The sequence below is a fragment of the Streptomyces sp. NPDC004752 genome, from assembly GCF_053601275.1.
Genome location: NZ_JBSGBN010000028.1, coordinates 1 through 17,637 on the forward strand (window position 1 = coordinate 1; position 17,637 = coordinate 17,637).

Below are 17,637 nucleotides of genomic sequence, written 5' to 3' on the forward strand. Positions count from 1 at the left end.
GGCCTTGGTGCTCAGCCAACGCAGCGCACGCCGGTGCGCGGCGGTGCGCGGCGGTGCGCGGCGGTGCGCGGCGGTGCGCGGCGGTTGTTGCGTATGAAGCAAGCAATTGGGTGCCGGAGCCGCCCGACAGACAACCGGAGGCAGCCAGGGCTCAGGTGCGGCGGGCAGCCCAGACGGTGCGCTCGGTGCGTACGGCGAGGTCGTCGCGGCGCAGAATGCTGTGGGGGCTGTCGGTGTCGAGGAGCTCGTCGAGTGCGGCAAGGTCTTCGGGGCCGAGAGCCGGCGCGGCGGCGCTGCGGATGCGCTGCAGGCTGCCGTGGGCGTAGCGGCCGATGGCTTCGCTGCGGTCGCCTGCGATGTTCGCAGCGATAGTGATAGTGACGGTGCGCTCGTCTTCGACGGCGAAACCGGCGGCGGACAGCATCGGTCCCCAGTCAGCACCGCGGTGCGGGACGTGCTCGGCGTGGAAGCTGTCGGTCGCCCTGTGGCAGCGTTCTTCGAGACCGGGCCGATTCTCGGGGGCGTCGGCGGGCAGGAAGCGGGGGAAGCCGTCCAGCTCGACGACGGCGAACAGGCCGCCCGGGGCGAGCAGGTCGTGGACGCTGGTCAGGGCGCGGTCGGGGTGGGCCATGTGGTGCATCGAGGCCGAGGCCCACACCAGGTCCGGCGTCCCAAGATCGGGCCAGTCAGCAGCGTCGAGGTCGGCCCGCACGGTGCGCACGCGCTTCCCCGCTCCACGGGCGCACGCCTTCTCGCGCAGGAGTTGCAGGTGCCCGGCCGAGGTGTCGACCGCGGTGAGGTGCGCCTCGGGGAAACGCTCGAGGAGCGCGAAGGTGCCCGCCCCCGTGCCGCAGCCCAGATCCACGATCTGGTGCGGCTCGGCCTTCAGTGGCAGCCATGCGGTGATGAATGCGAGGTGCTCGGCGAGCACCTCGGCATCCAGGTCGAGGATCTCCGCCTGGCCGCCATCATCGTGCGCCTGGTGGTGGCCGTCTTCGCCGTGACGGTGGCGGTGGCCGCCTTCGCCGTGAGGGGTGTGCTGGTGCGCTTGGGTCATAGCAACACCGTAAAACGCTGATGCTCCAACAGCACGGCCACTTGCGGTTTACGCAAGAAGGTCACTTCGCCTGCTGCCCATCACGCAAGATCCCGCCCGCGCCGGGCCTCCGACACCGTCACCCACCGGGACTCTGAGCGTCGCTGCAGTCGCTGACCTCGACGGCATCGCGTTGGTGGCTGCGGCGGGCGTCGCGGTCGAAGATGCCCATGATCTCGCATGGCCCGCCCTCGGCGCCGATCGCGTGCGGCATCATGGTGGGGAACTCGGCGGCCTGGTTGGTCTCGATGCGGAACCGGCGATGGCCGAGCATGAGGATGGCGGTGCCGGACAGGACCACAAGCCATTCGCGGCCGGGATGGGCACGCATACGGGCGGGGTTGTCGGGCGGCGGTTCAGTCATCCGCTGGCGCATCACGCTCATGCCGGGGTCACCCTTGATCGGCCAGCGCATCAGACCGTGGGTGCCGTCGATCATCGGACTGATGACGACATCATCGGCGGCGTTCTCCACCAGCTGGTCCAGGGTGGTGTCCAGGGCGCGGGCGAGGGTGACGAGCTGGTCCAGGGCGAGGCGGCGCCGGCCGTTCTCGATGCGGCTGAGTGAGGACTGGCTGAGATTGGCGCGGGTGGCCAGCTCTTCCAGCGACCAGCCCTGGGCGACCCGCAGGGCACGGATCCGCTTGCGTACGAGGCTGTCCAGCTGCCCATCTTCTTGCGTCATAGGCAACACTGTATGCCCTTGCTGCAACACAGGCTTAACGTCGAGTACAGGTGGTCCGGAACCGGGGGCCACGCACGACGAAAGGGCGCGACATGTCTGCGCAGACTTTCCGCTACGTGAGCGACCAACTGCCCGCTGAGACCGAGACCGTGGATGTGGTGGTGATCGGCGGCGGCGCCGCGGGCCTGAACGGGGCCCTCATGCTGGCCCGTTCGCGCCGCTCGGTCGTCGTGATCGACAGCGGCACCCCGCGCAACGCACCCGCCGCAGCCATGCACGGCTTCATCGTCCTGGACAGCATGCCGCCGCCCGAGATCCTCAAGCGGGGACGGCGGCAGGTACGCCAGTACGGCGGCCGGATCGTGTTCGGCGACGTGGCCTCGGCCGAGCCGGCCGCCCCGTCTGCCGAGGGAGATCTGCGGTTCACCGTCAGCCTGACGGATGGCCGCACGGTGACGGCGCGCCGGGCGCTGGTGGCCACCGGCCTGCGTGACGTGCTGCCAGAGGTGCCCGGCCTGGCCGAGCACTGGGGCCACGGCGTGGTGCACTGCCCCTACTGCCACGGCTGGGAAGTACGCGATGAGCCGATCGGCATCCTCGCCACCGGCCCAGCCTCGGTCCACCACGCCTGGCTGTTCCGCCAACTGACCGACGACCTCATCTACTTCACCCGCGGCACCGACTTGGACGCGGACACCCGCGCCCGCTTCGCCGCCCGCCACATCCGCATCATCGAGACCCCCGTGCAGGAAGTCGTCAACGATGAGAACGGCGCCCTGGCAGGCGTGCGCCTGACGGACGGCAGCGTCGTGGAGCGGTGCGTCCTGGCCGTCGCCACCCAGCTGCAGGCCCGCTCCGAGGGCCTGGAGGGTCTGAAGCTGCCGATGGAGGACCTGCCCGGCAACATGGGGCGCCGCTTCGCCTCCGCCATGGCCGGCACCACCGAGATCCCAGGTGTCTGGGTGGCGGGCAACGCCACCGATCCGACCGCGCAGGTCGGCGCCTCCGCCGCAGCCGGAGCCCTGGTCGGCTCCCACATCAACGCACTCCTGGCCGCCGCGGACACCGACGCGGCCCTCACTGCCGCGCAGAGCGAGAACACCACCGCCTAACCCCCTCCGCTGCTGAACCGCGCGGCCGCACCCAATGATCCGCGCGGAGAGCCCGTACGGGCCCTCACTTCATCAACTCGGCGACCGGCCCTGCTCCGGCGCTGATCCCGCATGCCCTCGTCCGGAAGGAAGACATGAGTACGAACCAGCCTCCCCAGGCGGCAGCATCAACGAGCGGTGGGGGTACACCGGATGCGCGTCAGCTGCGCGCGATCCTGATCGCCGTCTCCATCGCGCTGATGGCCGTCATCGCGTCGGTGTCCGGGCTGAACGTTGCCCAGACCCACATGGCGGTGGAGTTCGGTGCCTCGCAGAACACCGTTTTGTGGATCATCAATATCTACACCCTGGCCCTGGCCGCACTGCTGCTGCCGCTCGGCGCCATCGGTGACCGGCTGGGCCGCAAGCCCATGCTGATCACCGGACTGACCCTCTTCGGTGCCGCCGGCATCGTCGCAGGACTGGCTCCCTCGGCCGGGGTGATGATCGCCGCGCGCGTGGCCGCCGGTGTGAGCGCCGCAATGATCATGCCGATCACGCTGGCCGTCATCACGAGTACGTTCCCAGAGGAGCAGCGGGGCAAGGCGATCGGTGTGTGGACCGGTGTCGCCGGGGGCGGCGGCATCCTGGGCATGTTCCTGTCCGCGCTGCTGGTCGATGTCGCCGACTGGCGCCGGCTGTTCGTCCTGCCGGTGGTCCTGGTCGTCGTAGCCCTCGCGATGACCCTGAAGTCGGTGCCCAACTCCCGCGAGCACTCCGCTCATTCCTTCGACACCACGGGCGCATTGCTGTCCGCCGTCGCTGTAGTCGGTCTGATCCTTGTTCTGCAGGAAGGCCCCGAGCGCGGCTGGACCGCCCCGGTGACTCTGATCAGCCTGATCGTCGGTGTCATCGCCGCTATCGGATTCGCGGCCTGGGAGCTGCACCGCCGTGACGCCTCGCTGCTGGATGTGCGCCTGTTCCGTGAGCGCGGCCTGGCCAGCGGCTCCATCACGCTGTTGGTCGTCTTCGGGGTCCAGGCGGGTATCGCCGTGGTCCTCTTCCCGTTCTTCCAGGCCGTCCTGGGCTGGTCCGGGCTGCTGTCCACCATGGCGATGATGCCGATGGCCGTCATGATGATGATGACGTCCGGCCTGGCCCCCAAGATGGCCGCACGCATCGGCGCCCGCTCGACCATGACCGTGGGCATCGCCCTGTCCACCCTCGGCCTGGCATTGATGGCCCTGTTCGTCTCCGTCGACGGCGGCTACCTCTCCATCCTGGCCGGCATGCTCGCCATGGGCGTCGGCATGGGGCTGTCGATGACACCCTCCACCGAGGCCATCACCAGCTCGCTGCCCCGCGCCAAGCAGGGCGTTGCCTCCGCCCTCAACGACGTCACCCGTGAGTTCGGCACCGCCCTCGGTGTGGCCCTGCTCGGCGCACTCCTGTCGGCCGGCTACCGCAACGCCATCGACGACAAGCTCGACAGCATCCCCCAGCAGGCCTCGGACACCGCACGCGAAGGCATCGCCAACGCCGTCGAGGTAGCGCCCAACACCGGCACACACGCCCAGGACCTGATCCACGCCGCGCAACAGTCCTTCGTGGACGGATGGCAGCAGGCCATGTGGGCAGGCGTCGCCGTCATGGGCGTGCTGCTCGGCTACATCGCTCTTCGCGGCCCGAAGGGCACAGCCTCCGCCATCGCGGACGAGACGGAAACCACACAGACCGTCTCCGCCCGATGACCACGTAGCACCTGGGCGCATCAGCCGTCAGGCGTCAGGCGTTAGGCGTTAGGCATCGCACCACCGCGATGCCTAACGCCCCAGCTCAGCAGCGCACGCCTCAACCGGGACACCCATACCGAACGAGCTCCTGGACACCTTCATCACCGGGCCTGTACGTGAAGATCGACGACGAGATCAGGAACACCCGACGGCTGGGCAGGCCACCGCAGTTGAGCGACTCCGAGCTGGTGTGCCTCGCGGTGGCGCAGGCGCTGCTGGGCTTCACCTCGGAGGCCCGCCGGGGTGCAGAAGGCGTGCGCGACGGAGACGAGGGTGACGTGGTGATGCCAGCCTCTGCAGGTGCGGCCTTCGAAGTGGGCCAGACCCAGGGCCTGTTTGATCTCGCGGTAGTCGTGCTCGATGCGCCGGCGCAGCTTGGCGGTGCGCACGAGGATGGCCGGCGCCGTGTCGGCGGGCAGGTTGGACAGCCAGAACTGCACCGGCTCGGGCTCGGTGGCGGGCCATTCGGCCGGCAGCCGGCGCACCGGCAGTTCGGTGCTGTCGGGCTGCTTCCGGCTGGGCACCGGTCACAGCGTGAGTATCTGGCCGGTGGCCAGGATGTGCACCTCGGTGTCGGGAGCCAGCTCGCCGGCGGCGTCTTTGTAATGCTCTGGATGGTTGCGGTCGAGCTTCACGAGGATCCGGTCGCCGATCACGCCGGAGGTATAGGCGGGACGGCGGGGCGGCCGGCGGCGCGGGACGGCGGGGCGGCCGGCCGCTGGCCCGCCGCCCCGCCATAGCTGGTCCGCCTACTCCCGGTCAGGCGTCAGTGATCGGGCTGGTGCTCAGACGGACGTTGTCGATCGCCCAGAACCAGTTGTTGCCCGCGTTGAAGGTCCGGAAGCTGACTTTCGCCGACATCGCCCCGGCGGGGACGGGACACGAGAGCCGGACGAGCCGGTTCTGCTGGTCCTGGCCCAGGTTGGTGTTCCCGGACGTCGCGCTGCTGTAGTGGAGCAGCCGGACCGGTTCGCCGGTGTCGAACACGACGGTGACCTCGGCCTCCTGCGGACTCTCCTGTCGGTAGTGGGAGTCGAAGCCCAGGTGGAGGGTGGACGTGCCCGGGGGGATGGGCACGGCCGGGGTGGTCAGGGTCGAGTCGAACCGGCCCCGGGCGGACGGGCTGTTGGTGTCGTCCCAGTCGTCGGGGTCGGCCACGGCCACCACACCGAGAGCCCGGCTGAAGTTGGTGCGGTCCTGTGCGCCGGGGAACCAGAACTGCTTGGACAGGAAGGTCCAGCCCTGCAACTCCCGCGTACCCTGCGGCATGGCCGGTGCATTGGTGATCGTCCAGCCCTCGGGGGTGGTCCGGGTCCAGCCGAGCAGGCCGGGGCGGCTGAGATCGGCTGCGGGAGCGAGCGCAGGGGCGACGGACTCGAAGTCCTCCGCAAGGAGGTAGCCGGTCATGACGGGCCCGGTCTTGACGGACAGGGACGCGGACGCTTCCGCGTCGTTGCCGTTCAGCTTCGCCGTGACGGTTGTCTTGAGGCTGCCGGAGACGCGTGCCGCGGCGGCGGGCGCGACGATGTCCCAGGCCACAGGCGCGGAGGAGCGGGCGGGAACGGACGTGGGCGCGCTGCCCTTCGCGGTGGCGGTCCAGCCCTGTGGGAGGGACAGCATGGTGGTCAGGCCGGTGAGCGGTGTGCCGCCGGCGTTGGTGACGGTGGCCGTCACGGTGACCGGTCTGCCCGGTGAGAGCACGGTGCCGTCGGTCCCGGGGGAACTGGCCGGACCGGTCAGTGCGACGCTCATGGCCGGGGCGACCTTGGTCTGCACGCGCGCGTCAGCGAGTCTGAGCAGACCGTCGCCGTCGGCGTGCGCGGCGACGACCAGCCGCCCGGCGGTGGCGTTGACGGCGGGCGTGACCACGAAGCGCACGTCGGCCGAGTCGCCGGTCCGGAGGACGGTCGGCGTCCCACCGGTCCGCTGGACCGTCCAGCCGGATGGGGCGAGCAGGGCGATGGAGAGAGCGTCGAGCCGGTGGGCGCCCTGGTTCCGCACGGTGACCGTGACATCGGTCGGGTTGCCCTGCGCGAAAGGGGTGCCCAGGGACGGCAGCGCCGCCGGCAGGCCGATCGTCGCGGCCAGCGCTGGGGCCGTGCCGGTCGCCGGGTCGGTGACGCCGGGCTTGCCGTTGGCCAGGCGACCGGTCACACGCCGCAGGAAGGACGGGTCATCGCGGTCGACGACCACCACGTCGTACCAGCCGTGATCCGGGACGCGGAGGTGCACCGTGCGGGACTGGCCGGGCTTGAGGGTGAGGGTGTGCACGTGGTCACCGTGCTTGCGGGAGTAGACCGACTCACCGACGAGGAGCGTGCGGGTGGTGGCGGAGGGATTGGAGCACACCACTTTCACCTGGCCGGGGGCGGGGTGCTCGACGAGGTGGGCCTCGGCGCCCACTCCGGTTCCGCGCAGCTCCCATACCGACCATCCGGGACCGTGGACCTGGAGGTCGTAGCCGTCGGCGCCGTACTCCACCGTTTCGGTGGCGCTCTTGCCGACGTGGACGGTCCAGGCGCGCGGAGCGGTGCCGTCGCCGGGGTAGGCGGTGAATGTGGCGCCGGTGCCGCCCTCGTTGCCGAGTCGGAGGCGTACGGCGGAGCGGGTGACGTCCGCGCGCAGGGACAGCCGGTACGGGGAGCGGCGGGTCCGACGGGTGCCGGCCTCCTGCTCCGGGAGCGCCTGGTCCTTGGGCGGTACGGGATTCCACCGCCCGACGGGCGCCGGCACCTGGCCGGGCTGCTCCACCTCGGGCTGCCGGTGGGTGCGGTCGAAGTCGAAGACGGAGGTCAGGTCGCCGAAGACGCCGCGGCGCCAGGCGCTGATGTTGGGCTCTTCGACGCCGGTCCACTTCTCCAGGAACCGGATGATCGAGGTGTGGTCGAACGCCTCCGAGCTGACGAAACCGCCTACGGTCCAGGGCGACACGATCGTCATGGGTACGCGCGGGCCGGGACCGACCGGGCGGCCGTTGAACCAGTCGTCGCTGTTGCCGGTGGCCGGCTTCGGCGCGACCGGTGCGGGTACGTGGTCGAAATAGCCGTCGTTCTCGTCGAAGTTGATGAACAGCGCCGTCTTCGACCAGGTCTTCGGGTCGCGGGCGATGGCGTCGAGCAGGTCGTAGACGAGGTTGGCGCTGCCGACGGGGGTGGAGCTGCTGGGGTGCTCGGACAGCGCCGCCGTCGGAACGATCCAGCTGACCTGGGGCAGCGTGCCCTTCTTGATGTCCGAGGTGAGCCGCTGGACGAGGGTGTCCGGCTCGGAGCGGTAGGCGCCCCGCATGAACAGCTGCCTGTCGGCCTCGGCCAGCGCATCGACGCCCCGCTGGAACTCGGCCAGCGCGGCCTTGCGCTGATCCGCGGTCTTGTTCCACAGGCTGTCGTAGAACTGCTCGGTAGTGGAGTACTGGCCGCTGACCTTGGCCAGGATCTTCCGGCCGATCTCCTTCCAGGGCCGGAAGTACTCCACCGCGTTGTCGGTGAAGTTGTCCCATTCCTGATAGATCTGCCAGGAGACTCCGGCGACCTCCAGGCGCTCCGGGTACGTCGTCCAGTCGTACCCCTGATGCGTGTACGAATACGCGGCGTTGGTGACGGCCCGGTTGACACCGTCCGGCTCGTAACCGGTCGTGCCGGTCCACAGATAGTTGCGGTTGGGGTTGGTCGAGCCGTAGACGGAGCAGAAGTACGAGTCGCAGATGGTGAAGCGGTCGGCCAGTTCGTACTGCAACGGAATGTCGTGCCGGTCGTAGAAGGCCATGGTGCTCTGGCTCTTGGCGGCGACCCAGTCGTTCCACCAGCCGTTCCCCCGGGCCTGGGTGGCGTCGGAGAATCCGTGTGCGAGCGAACCCAGGTACTGGATGTCGCTTTCGGGGCGGCCCGCGTCGACCGCCGCCTGGCGGGCCGAGAACGGCAGAACCTCGCCGCCGCCGGGCCGCGGCTGCTCGAAGACACTCCCTCCGGTGGGCAGACGCAGCGCAGTACGGTCGCCGAAGCCGCGCACACCCTTGAGGGTTCCGAAGTAGTTGTCGAAGGAGCGGTTCTCCTGCATCAGGACGATCACATGCTCGATCGCACGCATGCCACCGCGTGGCATGGGCGCGGCCATCGCCTGGTGCAGCGACGGAGGCAGGAAAGAGAGCGCGGTTCCACCGGCGATGGTGCCGAGAACCTTGCGGCGGGAAATGTCAGACATGCCGGGAGGCTAGGTCACACCTATCGCGCACGATAACCCTACGTGACCGATCTTCGTTGACAGTTCATCCAGTGGCGCCGAACGTTCCCTTGCTGGTACGTACTTCTTGATGGTGCAATTCGAATGGAACATCACCGGCCCTGCTTTTCCCTCCAGTTGATCGCGGGCTCGGCCGAGGGGCGGGTGCCCGGCAGCCACGAACCGCCGGACATCCGAGGATCGGTTCGGCGCAGCAGCGGTCCCTCGGAGGGGGCGCGCCGGGAGATCAGGGGGTGGGCGCCTTCAGTAGGCCCGGACGCCATGCGTGCGGAACTGCTGCCGGACGCGCTCGACCGAGTCCGGCGCGGGGCTCGGGGTGTCGCGCAGCGGGAACGGGACGCCGAGCGCCTCGTACTTCGCGGCGCCGAGTTTGTGGAACGGCAGGACGTCCACGCGGTCGACCGATTCGAGGCCCGCGACGAAGCGGGCCAGGCCGTCGATGGGTTCCGGGGCGTCGGTCCAGCCCGGGACCAGGACGTACCTGATCCACATCCGCACGCCGAGCCGGTCGAGGCGGGTGGCGAAGTTCAGGGTGGGGGCGAGTGCGCCGCCCGTGAGGCGACGGTAGGTGTTGACGTCGAAGGACTTGATGTCCAGCAGGACCAGGTCGGTGTGGGAGAGGAGTTCGTCGCAGGCGCGGGCGCCGAGGAAGCCCGAGGTGTCGAGGGCGGTATGCAGTTGGGCCTCCTTGCAGCGGCGCAGGATCTCGCCGGTGAAGGCGGGCTGGAGCAGCGGTTCGCCGCCCGTGATGGTCACTCCGCCGCCGGCCGTGGTGATGAACGCCCGGTATTTCTCGATCTCCGCCATCACCTCGTCGACGGTCGCCTCCCGCCCGTCGCGCATGTGCCAGGTGTCAGGGTTGGCGCAGTACAGGCAGCGCAGCGGGCAGCCGGACACGAAGAGGACGAACCGGGTCCCGGGACCGTCCACGCCGGTGGACAGGTCCCAGGAATGGATCCGGCCCGACACCTCGGTGCTCACAGGGATCCGTGGAAGGTACGGCTGATCACGTCGAGTTGCTGCTCCCGGGTCAGCCGGACGAAATTGACGGCATACCCGGACACCCGGATGGTCAGGTCCGGGTACTTCTCCGGGTGTTCCATCGCGTCCTCCAGCGTGGCGCGGTCGACGACGTTGACGTTCATGTGGAAGCCGCCCGCCGCCATATGGGCGTCGAGGATGCCCACCAAGTGGCCTGCGCGCTCGTCCGGGTTGTGCCCCAGTCCCTCGGGCGTGATCGTCGTGGTCAGCGAGATGCCGTCGCCGGCCTGTGCGTACGGAATCTTGGCCACCGACAGCGCGGAGGCGGCGACCCCGTGCCGGTCGCGGCCGTTCATCGGGTTGGCGCCGGGAGCGAAGGGCTGTCCGGCGCGGCGGCCGTCGGGGGTGTTGCCGGTGTGTTTGCCGTAGACGACGTTGGAGGTGATGGTGAGGACCGACTGGGTGTGCTCGGCGTTCCGGTAGGTGGGGTAGTGGCGCACCTTCGCCATGAAGGACTCCACCAGGCCGACGGCGATGCTGTCGGCGCGGTCGTCGTTGTTGCCGTACGCCGGGAAGTCGCCCTCGGTGCGGAAGTCGACGGCGAGTCCGGTGGCGTCCCGGAACACCTTCACCCGTGCGTGCTTCACGGCGGACAGGCTGTCCGCGGCCACCGACAGACCGGCGATGCCGCAGGCCATGAAGCGGTGCACGGGATAGTCGTGCAGGGCCATCTCGACGCGTTCGTAGGCGTACTTGTCGTGCATGTAGTGGATGACGTTGAGCGCGTCGACGTACGTCCGGGCCAGCCAGTCCAGGACGTGGTCGTAGGCCGCCGACAGTTCCTCGTAGTCGAGGTACTCACCGGTCAGCGGGGGCGCCGAGGGCGCGACCTGTTCGCCGGTCATCTCGTCGCGGCCGCCGTTGACCGCGTAGAGCAGCGCCTTGGCGAGGTTGACCCGTGCCCCGAAGAACTGCATCTGCCTGCCGACCGCCATGGCCGAGACACAGCAGGCGATCGCGGTGTCGTCCCCGGTCCGGGGGCGTATCAGTTCGTCGGACTCGTACTGGACGGCGCTGGTGTCGATCGAGACCCGGGCGCAGAACTCCTTGAAGCCGACGGGCAGCCGGGGCGACCACAGCACAGTCAGGTTGGGTTCCGGTGCGGGGCCGAGGTTGTAGAGGGTCTGCAGGAAGCGGAAGGAGGTGCGGGTGACCAGGGTCCGGCCGTCCGCGCCCATGCCGCCGATGGACTCCGTCACCCAGGTGGGGTCGCCGGAGAACAGGGCGTCGTACTCGGGGGTGCGCAGGAATCGTACGATCCGGAGCTTGATCACGAAGTCGTCGATCAGCTCCTGGGCTCCCGTCTCGTCGAGGAGACCGTCCTCCAGGTCCCGCTGGAGGTAGATGTCGAGGAAGGTGGAGGTGCGGCCGAGTGACATCGCGGCGCCGTTCTGCTCCTTCACGGCGGCGAGATAGCCGAGGTAGAGCCACTGCACGGCCTCGTGAGCGGTGGCGGCGGGGCGGGAGACGTCACAGCCGTACGTCGCCGCCATCTGCGTCAGCTCGCCCAACGCCCGTATCTGTTCGGCGAGTTCCTCCCGATCCCGGATGACCTCGGTGGCCGAGGCACAGGCGTCGAGCATGGCCCGCTCGGCCTTCTTGGCCTCGATCAGACGGTCCGTGCCGTAGAGCGCCACGCGCCGGTAGTCGCCGATGATCCGGCCCCGGCCGTATGCGTCGGGCAGTCCGGTGATGACGCCGGCCCTGCGGGCGGCGCGCATCTCGGGGGTGTAGGCGTCGAAGACCCCGTCGTTGTGGGTCTTGCGGTAGGTACCGAAGACGCGGGTCACAAACGGGTCGGGCTCGTAGCCGTACGCCCTGAGACCGTTCTCCACCATCCGCAGGCCGCCGTTCGGCATGATCGCGCGCTTGAGCGGGGCGTCGGTCTGGAGCCCCACGATCAGTTCGCGGTCGCGGTCGATCCAGCCGGGGGCGTGCGAGGTGATGGTGGACGGGGTGGCGGTGTCGACGGCGAGGACGCCCCGGCGCCGCTCCTGCGGGAACAGCGCGCTCACCTTCTCCCAGACACTGCGGGTACGGTCGGTGGCTCCGCACAGGAACGCGGAATCTCCTTCGTACGGGGTGTAGTTGGCCTGGATGAAGTCGCGCACGTCGACCTTCTGCCGGCCTTCGGCCGGGGGGACGCCCAGCTCGCTCTGCTCGCGCCAGCCGGTTCCCTCGAAGCCTCGCCAGGGATCCGCGGTCCGGTTGTCTGCTGTCACGGTGACGGTCATCGCCGGTCCCTCTCGTGCTCGTTCCTGCGTGCGTCGGTCCTGCACTCTCCATCCTGGTGCTCGGCCGTGGACACGGGGAGTGCCGACCAGGGCCACCGCCGGGGCCGTACGGCCCCGGCTCGTCGGCTGTAGGACCCTTACGGTGGCCGTTCTCAGGTGGCGGTGAGATCCGGCCGCACCAGCGTGCCCGACCTGCCGTGGACGATCTCGTACGCCGCGTCCAGGGCGCCGATCGCGGCCAGCCCGCCGGTGTGCTCGACGAACCGGGCGACGGCCTCGGCCTTCGGTCCCATCGAACCTTCCGGGAAACCACCGCCGCGCAGCTGCGCGGGCGTGGCGTCGAGCAGGGGGCGCTGGTCCGGGGTGCCGTAGCCCTCGTAGATGTTGGGCACGTCGGTGAGGATGAGCAGGAAGTCCGCCTTGAGGTCCTCGGCGAGCAGAGCCGCGGTGAGGTCCTTGTCGATGACTGCTTCCACCCCGGTCAGCGCGCCCGTGTCGCGGTCGGCGGTGACGGGGACGCCTCCGCCGCCGGCGCAGATCACGAGGACGCCTGAGCCGAGGAGGTCGTGGATGGTGTCGGTCTCCACGATCCGTTCCGGCACCGGGGAGGGCACGACCCTTCGCCAGCCCCCGGTGTCCTGAGCGATCTGCCAGCCCCTCTTGCGGGCGAGGGACTGGGCCACCTCCCGGGGGTGGACCTGGCCGACGAACTTCGTGGGCCGGCCGAACGCCGGGTCGTCGGACCTGACCAGGGTGTGGGTGACGAGGTTGGCGATCCGGCGGCCGGGCAGGGCGTTGTGCAGGGTGCAGGCGAGCAACGAGCCGATCATGCCCTGAGTCTGGGCACCGAGCAGGTGCAGCGGGTACGGAGCGCTCAGGGCGGGGTCGGTCGCGCTCTCCACGGCGAGCAGACCGATCTGGGGGCCGTTGCCGTGCGTGATGACCAGTTCGTGGTCGTGGGCGAGGGCGGCGAGGGCGGTGGCGACGCGGTCGATGTTGGTCTGCTGGACGGTGGCGTCGGGGCGTTCGCCACGGTGGAGCAGGGCGTTGCCGCCGAGGGCGACGACGATGCGCATGGCTTCAGTCCTCCAGGGTGGCGACGAGTACGGCCTTGATGGTGTGCAGCCGGTTCTCCGCCTGGTCGAAGACGATCGACGCCGGGGAGGAGAAGACGTCGTCGGTGACCTCAAGACCGTCCAGGCCGTAGGTGTCGAAGAGGTTCCGGCCGAGCCGGGTGCGGCGGTCGTGCAGGGCGGGCAGGCAGTGCATGAACTTCACGTCCGGATTCCCGGTCGCGGCCAGTGTCTTGTCGTTGACCTGGTAGGGCAGCAGCAGCTCGATGCGCTCCCGCCAGGTGTCGGCGGGTTCGCCCATCGACACCCACACGTCGGTGTGCAGGAAGTCGGCGTCCCGTACGGCGGTCTCGACGTCCTCGGTGACCAGGATCCGGGCTCCGCTGCGCTCGGCCGCGGCACGGCAGCGGGCGACGAGTGCGGGGTCGGGCCACAGGGCCTTCGGGGCGGCGATCCGCACATCCATCCCTAGCAGAGCGCCCATGGACAGCAGCGAGTTACCCATGTTGTTGCGGGCGTCGCCGAGGTAGCAGTAGGCGATGTCCGGAAGCGGCTTGGTGCTGTGCTCGTGCATGGTGAGGACGTCGCACAGGCTCTGGGTGGGGTGTGCGGTGTCGGTGAGGCCGTTGTAGACGGGAACCCCCGAGTGGGCGGCGAGTTCGGCGACCAGGGCCTGGTCGGAGCCGCGGTACTCGATGGCGTCGAACATGTGGCCGAGGACGCGGGCGGTGTCGGCGATGGACTCCTTGCCGCCGATGTGGGTGTCGCCGGGGCCGAGGTAGGTGGTGTGGGCACCCTGGTCGGCGGCGGCGACCTCGAAGGCGCAGCGGGTACGAGTGGAGGTTTTCTCGAAGATCAGCGCGAGGTTCCGGCCGGTGAGCCGGGGCTGCTCGCCACGGTCGCGCTTGGCGGTCTTCAGCTCGGCGGCGAGGTCGAGGAGGTGGTGGATCTCGCGGGCGGTGAAGTCGAGTTCGCTCAGGTAGGAGCGGCCTCGCAGGTCGACGGTCATGGTGGTGTTCCCTTGCTGGTCAGGCGACCGGGTCGCGTTCGATGGGGCAGCTCATGCAGCGCGGGCCGCCGCGCCCGCGGCCGAGTTCGGCGCCGGCGATGGTGACGATCTCGATGCCCTGCTTGCGGAGGTAGGTGTTGGTGGTGACGTTGCGCTCGTAGCCGACGACCACACCTGGGGCGACGGCGAGGAAGTTGCTGCCGTCGTCCCACTGCTCGCGCTCGGCACCCCGGATGTCCTGCGTCGCGGACAGCATCCGGACCTTGTCCAGGTCGAGGGCCTCGGCGAGGGCGGTGGGCAGGTCGGAGTTCGGGGTGACGTCGAAGCCGGTCTCGCGGCTGTCGCTGGGGCGCAGGGTCCATGAGCGCAGGGAGTCGGCGAGGCCCGGGTAGATGGTGAAGGCGTCGCGGTCGACCATGGTGAGCACGGTGTCGAGGTGCATATAGGCGCGGGCGGCGGGGAGTTGGACGGCGATCAGCCGGTTCGCGGTACCCGTTCGGAACAGCTTGGCGGCGAGGTTCTCCACGGCCTGGGCGGTGGTGCGCTCGCCCATGCCGACCATGACGGCCCTGTTGTCGAGACCGCCGAGAACATGGACGTCGCCGCCCTCCAGGGTGCCGACCGCGCCGTCCAGGAGCGGTTCGGTGGCGGCGCCGGCGAACATCGGGTGGAAGCGGTAGATGGCTTCGGCGTGCAGGCTCTCGCGCCGCCGGGCCGGCTTGGCCATGGGGTTGACCGACAGGCGGTCGTACAGCCAGCAGGAGTTGTCCCGCGGGAAGAGGTGGTTGGGCAGCGGGGTGAGCGCGAAGTCGTTCGCGCCGAGCGCGTTCCACACCAGGCTGTGCGGGCTGGCCAGCGGCAGGTCGCTCTTGAGGATCCCGCCGATCAGATATCCGGCGAGGGTCTCCCCGTCGAGCTCGGCGCACAGCTCGCGGACCGGGTCGATGAGGGCCGGGCCGACGCCGGCGGGGGTGACGACCCGCTCCAGCAGCCAGTCGCGGGCCTCGGGGACGGTCAGGGTCTGGGCGAGCAGGTCGGCGAAGTAGTGGACGCGGGCGCCGTGGTCGCGCAGGACCTGGGCGAAGGCGTCGTGCTCCTCGCGGGCACGCTTGGCCCACAGGATGTCGTCGAAGAGCAGCGCGTCGACGTTGCGCGGGGTGAGGCGGGCGAGTTCGAGGCCGGGGCGGTGCAGGATGACCTGGCGCAGGGGGCCGACCTCGGAGTCGACGTGGAAGGTGTTCATGACGTGGGCTTTCTGCTGGTGTGGGCGGGGGAATCAGTCGTGGAGGTGGGACTCGCCGCGCTTGGGGCGGCCGTCGATGCGGTTCGTGGGCAGGCTGCGCGAGAGGCGTGGGGCGGGCGGAGGTGTCTCCGGGGCGCGCTTCTCCTGGGGCGGGACCGTGGACGCTCGCGCAGCTGTGGCCGGCTCGCCGTAGCTGCCCTGGCCACGCTTGAGCCAGACGTAGACCGGGACGCCCAGCAGCAGGACGAACAGGCCGTAGTAGACGGTCTGGTAGCCGCTGCCCTGGATCGACCAGTAGGAGAAGACGAGCGCGAGGGCGGCGACGGTGACATCGCGGGCCAGCCGGCGGGGGCTGAGGCTCTCCCGGCCGCGCACCAGCAGCCAGTACAGCTGGGCGGCGGCCGAGAACAGGTACGGGATCACCGCGGTCAGCACGCTCAGCAGCACGATCTTGGTGAAGACGTCCTCGAAGCGGGTGTAGCTGAACACGGTGATCAGTGACGCCAGCACGGTCGAGGCGACGATCCCGAAGACGGGCACACCGCTCTCGCCGCGCAGCCGGGCGAAGGCGCCGGGGAAGAGACCGTCGCGGGCGGCGGCGTACGGCATTTCGGCGCACAGCATGGTCCAGCCGTTGAGGGCGCCGATGCCGGAGATGATGGCGGCGACCGCGACGAGGTCACCGGCCCAGGTGCCGCCGAAGATGTTGTTCGCGGCGTCGGTGAACGGCGCGGTGGAGTCGCCGAGCCTGCCGTGCGAGACGGTGCCGAAGACTGCGAGGGTGCCCAGGATGTAGATGACGGCGCAGACCAGGGTGCCGTAGACCGTGGCCCGGGGGACGTTGCGCCCCGGCTCACGCACCCGGCCGGCGACCACGGAGGCGGCCTCCAGCCCGAGGTAGCTGAACAGGGCGATGGCGGCCGCGGCCGAGATCGCGCCCAGGGCCGACTGCCCGCTGGCGTTGAAGGAACCGAAGTTGTCCGGGTCGATGAAGAGCAGCCCGACGGTGGCCATGAAGACCAGCGGAACGAACTTCAGCACTGTGGTGACCACCTGGAAGGCGCCGATGTTGCGCACTCCGGTGAGGTTGATCACGGCGGGGATCCACAGCCCGGTCAGCGCGAGGAGCACCGAGAGCCACTTGTTGTGACCGGTGTTGACGAAGACCTCGACGTAGCCGACCCAGGCCACCACGATCGCGGCGTTGCCGGCCCACGCGGTGATCCAGTACGACCAGGCGTTGAGGAACCCGGCGAACTCACCGAAGGCGTCCCGGGCGTAGACGTACGGCCCGCCGCTCGACGGCACCCGCTTCGACAGGGCGCCGAGGGTCATCGCCAGCGCGAGCGCGCCGAGCGTCACGACGACGAACGCCACGAGCGAGATGGGGCCGTAGGGGGCGAGCGCGGAGGGCAGGGCGAAGACTCCGGTGCCGACGATGCTGCCGATGACGAGCGCGGAGGCGGCGGGAAGACCGAGGGCCGCTCTGGGCTCCGCGGATTCCCCGCTCCTGGGTGTCCTGGGCATGGCTGTGCTCCTTGTACGGGTCGCTTCCGGTGAGCCGATCCGCTGACGATCCTTCGGCGCGGCGGCTGGAAGCAGCAGCGGCCACAAGTCCCGCGGGGAGCCCGTTGGTCCCGACACCGTGCGGGCCGGCCGGCCCTGTGCGCTCAATTCCCGTGTGATCGGGCCCCGGTGGGCGGTGGGCTCCGGTGGGCGAGGGGCCCTCGGAGAACGTGAGGTTCCGGCGGACGTGCTGCCACTGTCGCGCGGATATGTCGCGCTACCGTCGTCCGGCCACCCTCCTCACCCCATGGCAACGGCGCGGAGGGCGGAGGCGAACTCGCCAAGGGCACCGCCGCGTTCGCGAACTCGACCGGTGGTGTGCCGATCCTCGGCCTTCAGGACGCCCGCAGCACGTCGGTTCCCGTGCCCGCCGCGGCGCTCCCGCTCACGGAACGAGAACATCGGCATGAACAACTGTTGGAAGCCACCAGCGCCCAGCGATCGGATTCCGCACGTGCTTCCACCTCGATGACGAGGTGGCCGAGCTCCTGGTTCACGGGGTCGGCGTACCAGGTGAAATTATCTTCTTCGACTCCAGCCCGGGGTCGTAGGGGCCCGCCTGGCCCACCA

At 69.8% G+C, this 17,637-nt stretch carries 12 protein-coding genes and 2 pseudogenes; 3 read left to right on the forward strand and 11 right to left on the reverse strand.

What is annotated here, in order from left to right; genetic code table 11:
* Positions 1–151: 151 nt before the first annotated feature.
* Together ACWEKM_RS14295 and ACWEKM_RS14300 are read right to left on the reverse strand one after the other, a co-directional pair.
* Positions 152–1,057: a class I SAM-dependent methyltransferase gene (locus ACWEKM_RS14295; protein WP_451621465.1), complete on the reverse strand. Its 906-nt coding sequence runs from the start codon at positions 1,055–1,057 to the stop codon at positions 152–154.
* A 118-nt stretch (positions 1,058–1,175) separates the two neighbouring features.
* Positions 1,176–1,781, reverse strand: a complete 606-nt coding sequence (locus tag ACWEKM_RS14300) for a helix-turn-helix domain-containing protein (RefSeq protein WP_451621466.1) — start codon at positions 1,779–1,781, stop codon at positions 1,176–1,178.
* A gap of 92 nt (positions 1,782–1,873) precedes the next feature.
* On the opposite strand from ACWEKM_RS14300, the gene ACWEKM_RS14305 reads away from it, so the two are divergent.
* From ACWEKM_RS14305 to ACWEKM_RS14315, 3 genes and pseudogenes are all read left to right on the forward strand, one after another.
* Entirely contained in the window at positions 1,874–2,893 is a 1,020-nt protein-coding gene (locus tag ACWEKM_RS14305) for an NAD(P)/FAD-dependent oxidoreductase (RefSeq protein WP_451621467.1), read from the forward strand.
* Positions 2,894–3,027: 134 nt separating this feature from the next.
* A complete protein-coding gene (locus ACWEKM_RS14310; RefSeq protein WP_451621468.1) occupies positions 3,028–4,623 on the forward strand; it encodes an MFS transporter in 1,596 nt (531 codons plus the stop codon).
* Positions 4,624–4,738: 115 nt separating this feature from the next.
* Positions 4,739–4,904: pseudogene (locus ACWEKM_RS14315) on the forward strand (IS982 family transposase); the annotation flags it as partial.
* 3 nt (positions 4,905–4,907) lie between these two features.
* Here the strand turns inward: ACWEKM_RS14315 and ACWEKM_RS14320 are convergent.
* The 9 genes and pseudogenes from ACWEKM_RS14320 to ACWEKM_RS14360 all read right to left on the reverse strand — a co-directional run.
* A pseudogene (locus ACWEKM_RS14320) lies at positions 4,908–5,162 on the reverse strand (IS701 family transposase); the annotation flags it as partial.
* Between the two features lie 30 nt (positions 5,163–5,192).
* Positions 5,193–5,321: a hypothetical protein gene (locus tag ACWEKM_RS14325; RefSeq protein WP_451621469.1), complete on the reverse strand. Its 129-nt coding sequence runs from the start codon at positions 5,319–5,321 to the stop codon at positions 5,193–5,195.
* 103 nt (positions 5,322–5,424) lie between these two features.
* Positions 5,425–8,862, reverse strand: a complete 3,438-nt coding sequence (locus tag ACWEKM_RS14330; RefSeq protein ID WP_451621470.1) for a phosphocholine-specific phospholipase C — start codon at positions 8,860–8,862, stop codon at positions 5,425–5,427.
* A 282-nt stretch (positions 8,863–9,144) separates the two neighbouring features.
* The gene (pflA, locus tag ACWEKM_RS14335) at positions 9,145–9,882 is read right to left on the reverse strand and encodes a pyruvate formate-lyase-activating protein (protein ID WP_451621471.1); all 738 of its coding nucleotides are present in this window, start codon (positions 9,880–9,882) and stop codon (positions 9,145–9,147) included.
* The gene (gene pflB / locus ACWEKM_RS14340) at positions 9,879–12,176 is read right to left on the reverse strand and encodes a formate C-acetyltransferase (RefSeq protein WP_451621472.1); all 2,298 of its coding nucleotides are present in this window, start codon (positions 12,174–12,176) and stop codon (positions 9,879–9,881) included. Before pflB ends, pflA begins: the two co-directional genes overlap by 4 nt.
* 152 nt (positions 12,177–12,328) lie before the next feature.
* Positions 12,329–13,252: a carbamate kinase gene (locus ACWEKM_RS14345; protein ID WP_451621473.1), complete on the reverse strand. Its 924-nt coding sequence runs from the start codon at positions 13,250–13,252 to the stop codon at positions 12,329–12,331.
* A gap of 4 nt (positions 13,253–13,256) precedes the next feature.
* Positions 13,257–14,258, reverse strand: coding sequence for an ornithine carbamoyltransferase (argF, locus tag ACWEKM_RS14350; RefSeq protein WP_451621474.1), 1,002 nt, complete (start codon positions 14,256–14,258; stop codon positions 13,257–13,259).
* Positions 14,259–14,277: 19 nt separating this feature from the next.
* Entirely contained in the window at positions 14,278–15,501 is a 1,224-nt protein-coding gene (locus tag ACWEKM_RS14355; RefSeq protein ID WP_451621475.1) for an arginine deiminase, read from the reverse strand.
* Positions 15,502–15,534: 33 nt separating this feature from the next.
* A complete protein-coding gene (locus ACWEKM_RS14360) occupies positions 15,535–17,028 on the reverse strand; it encodes an APC family permease (RefSeq protein ID WP_451621476.1) in 1,494 nt (497 codons plus the stop codon).
* Positions 17,029–17,637: the final 609 nt, after the last annotated feature.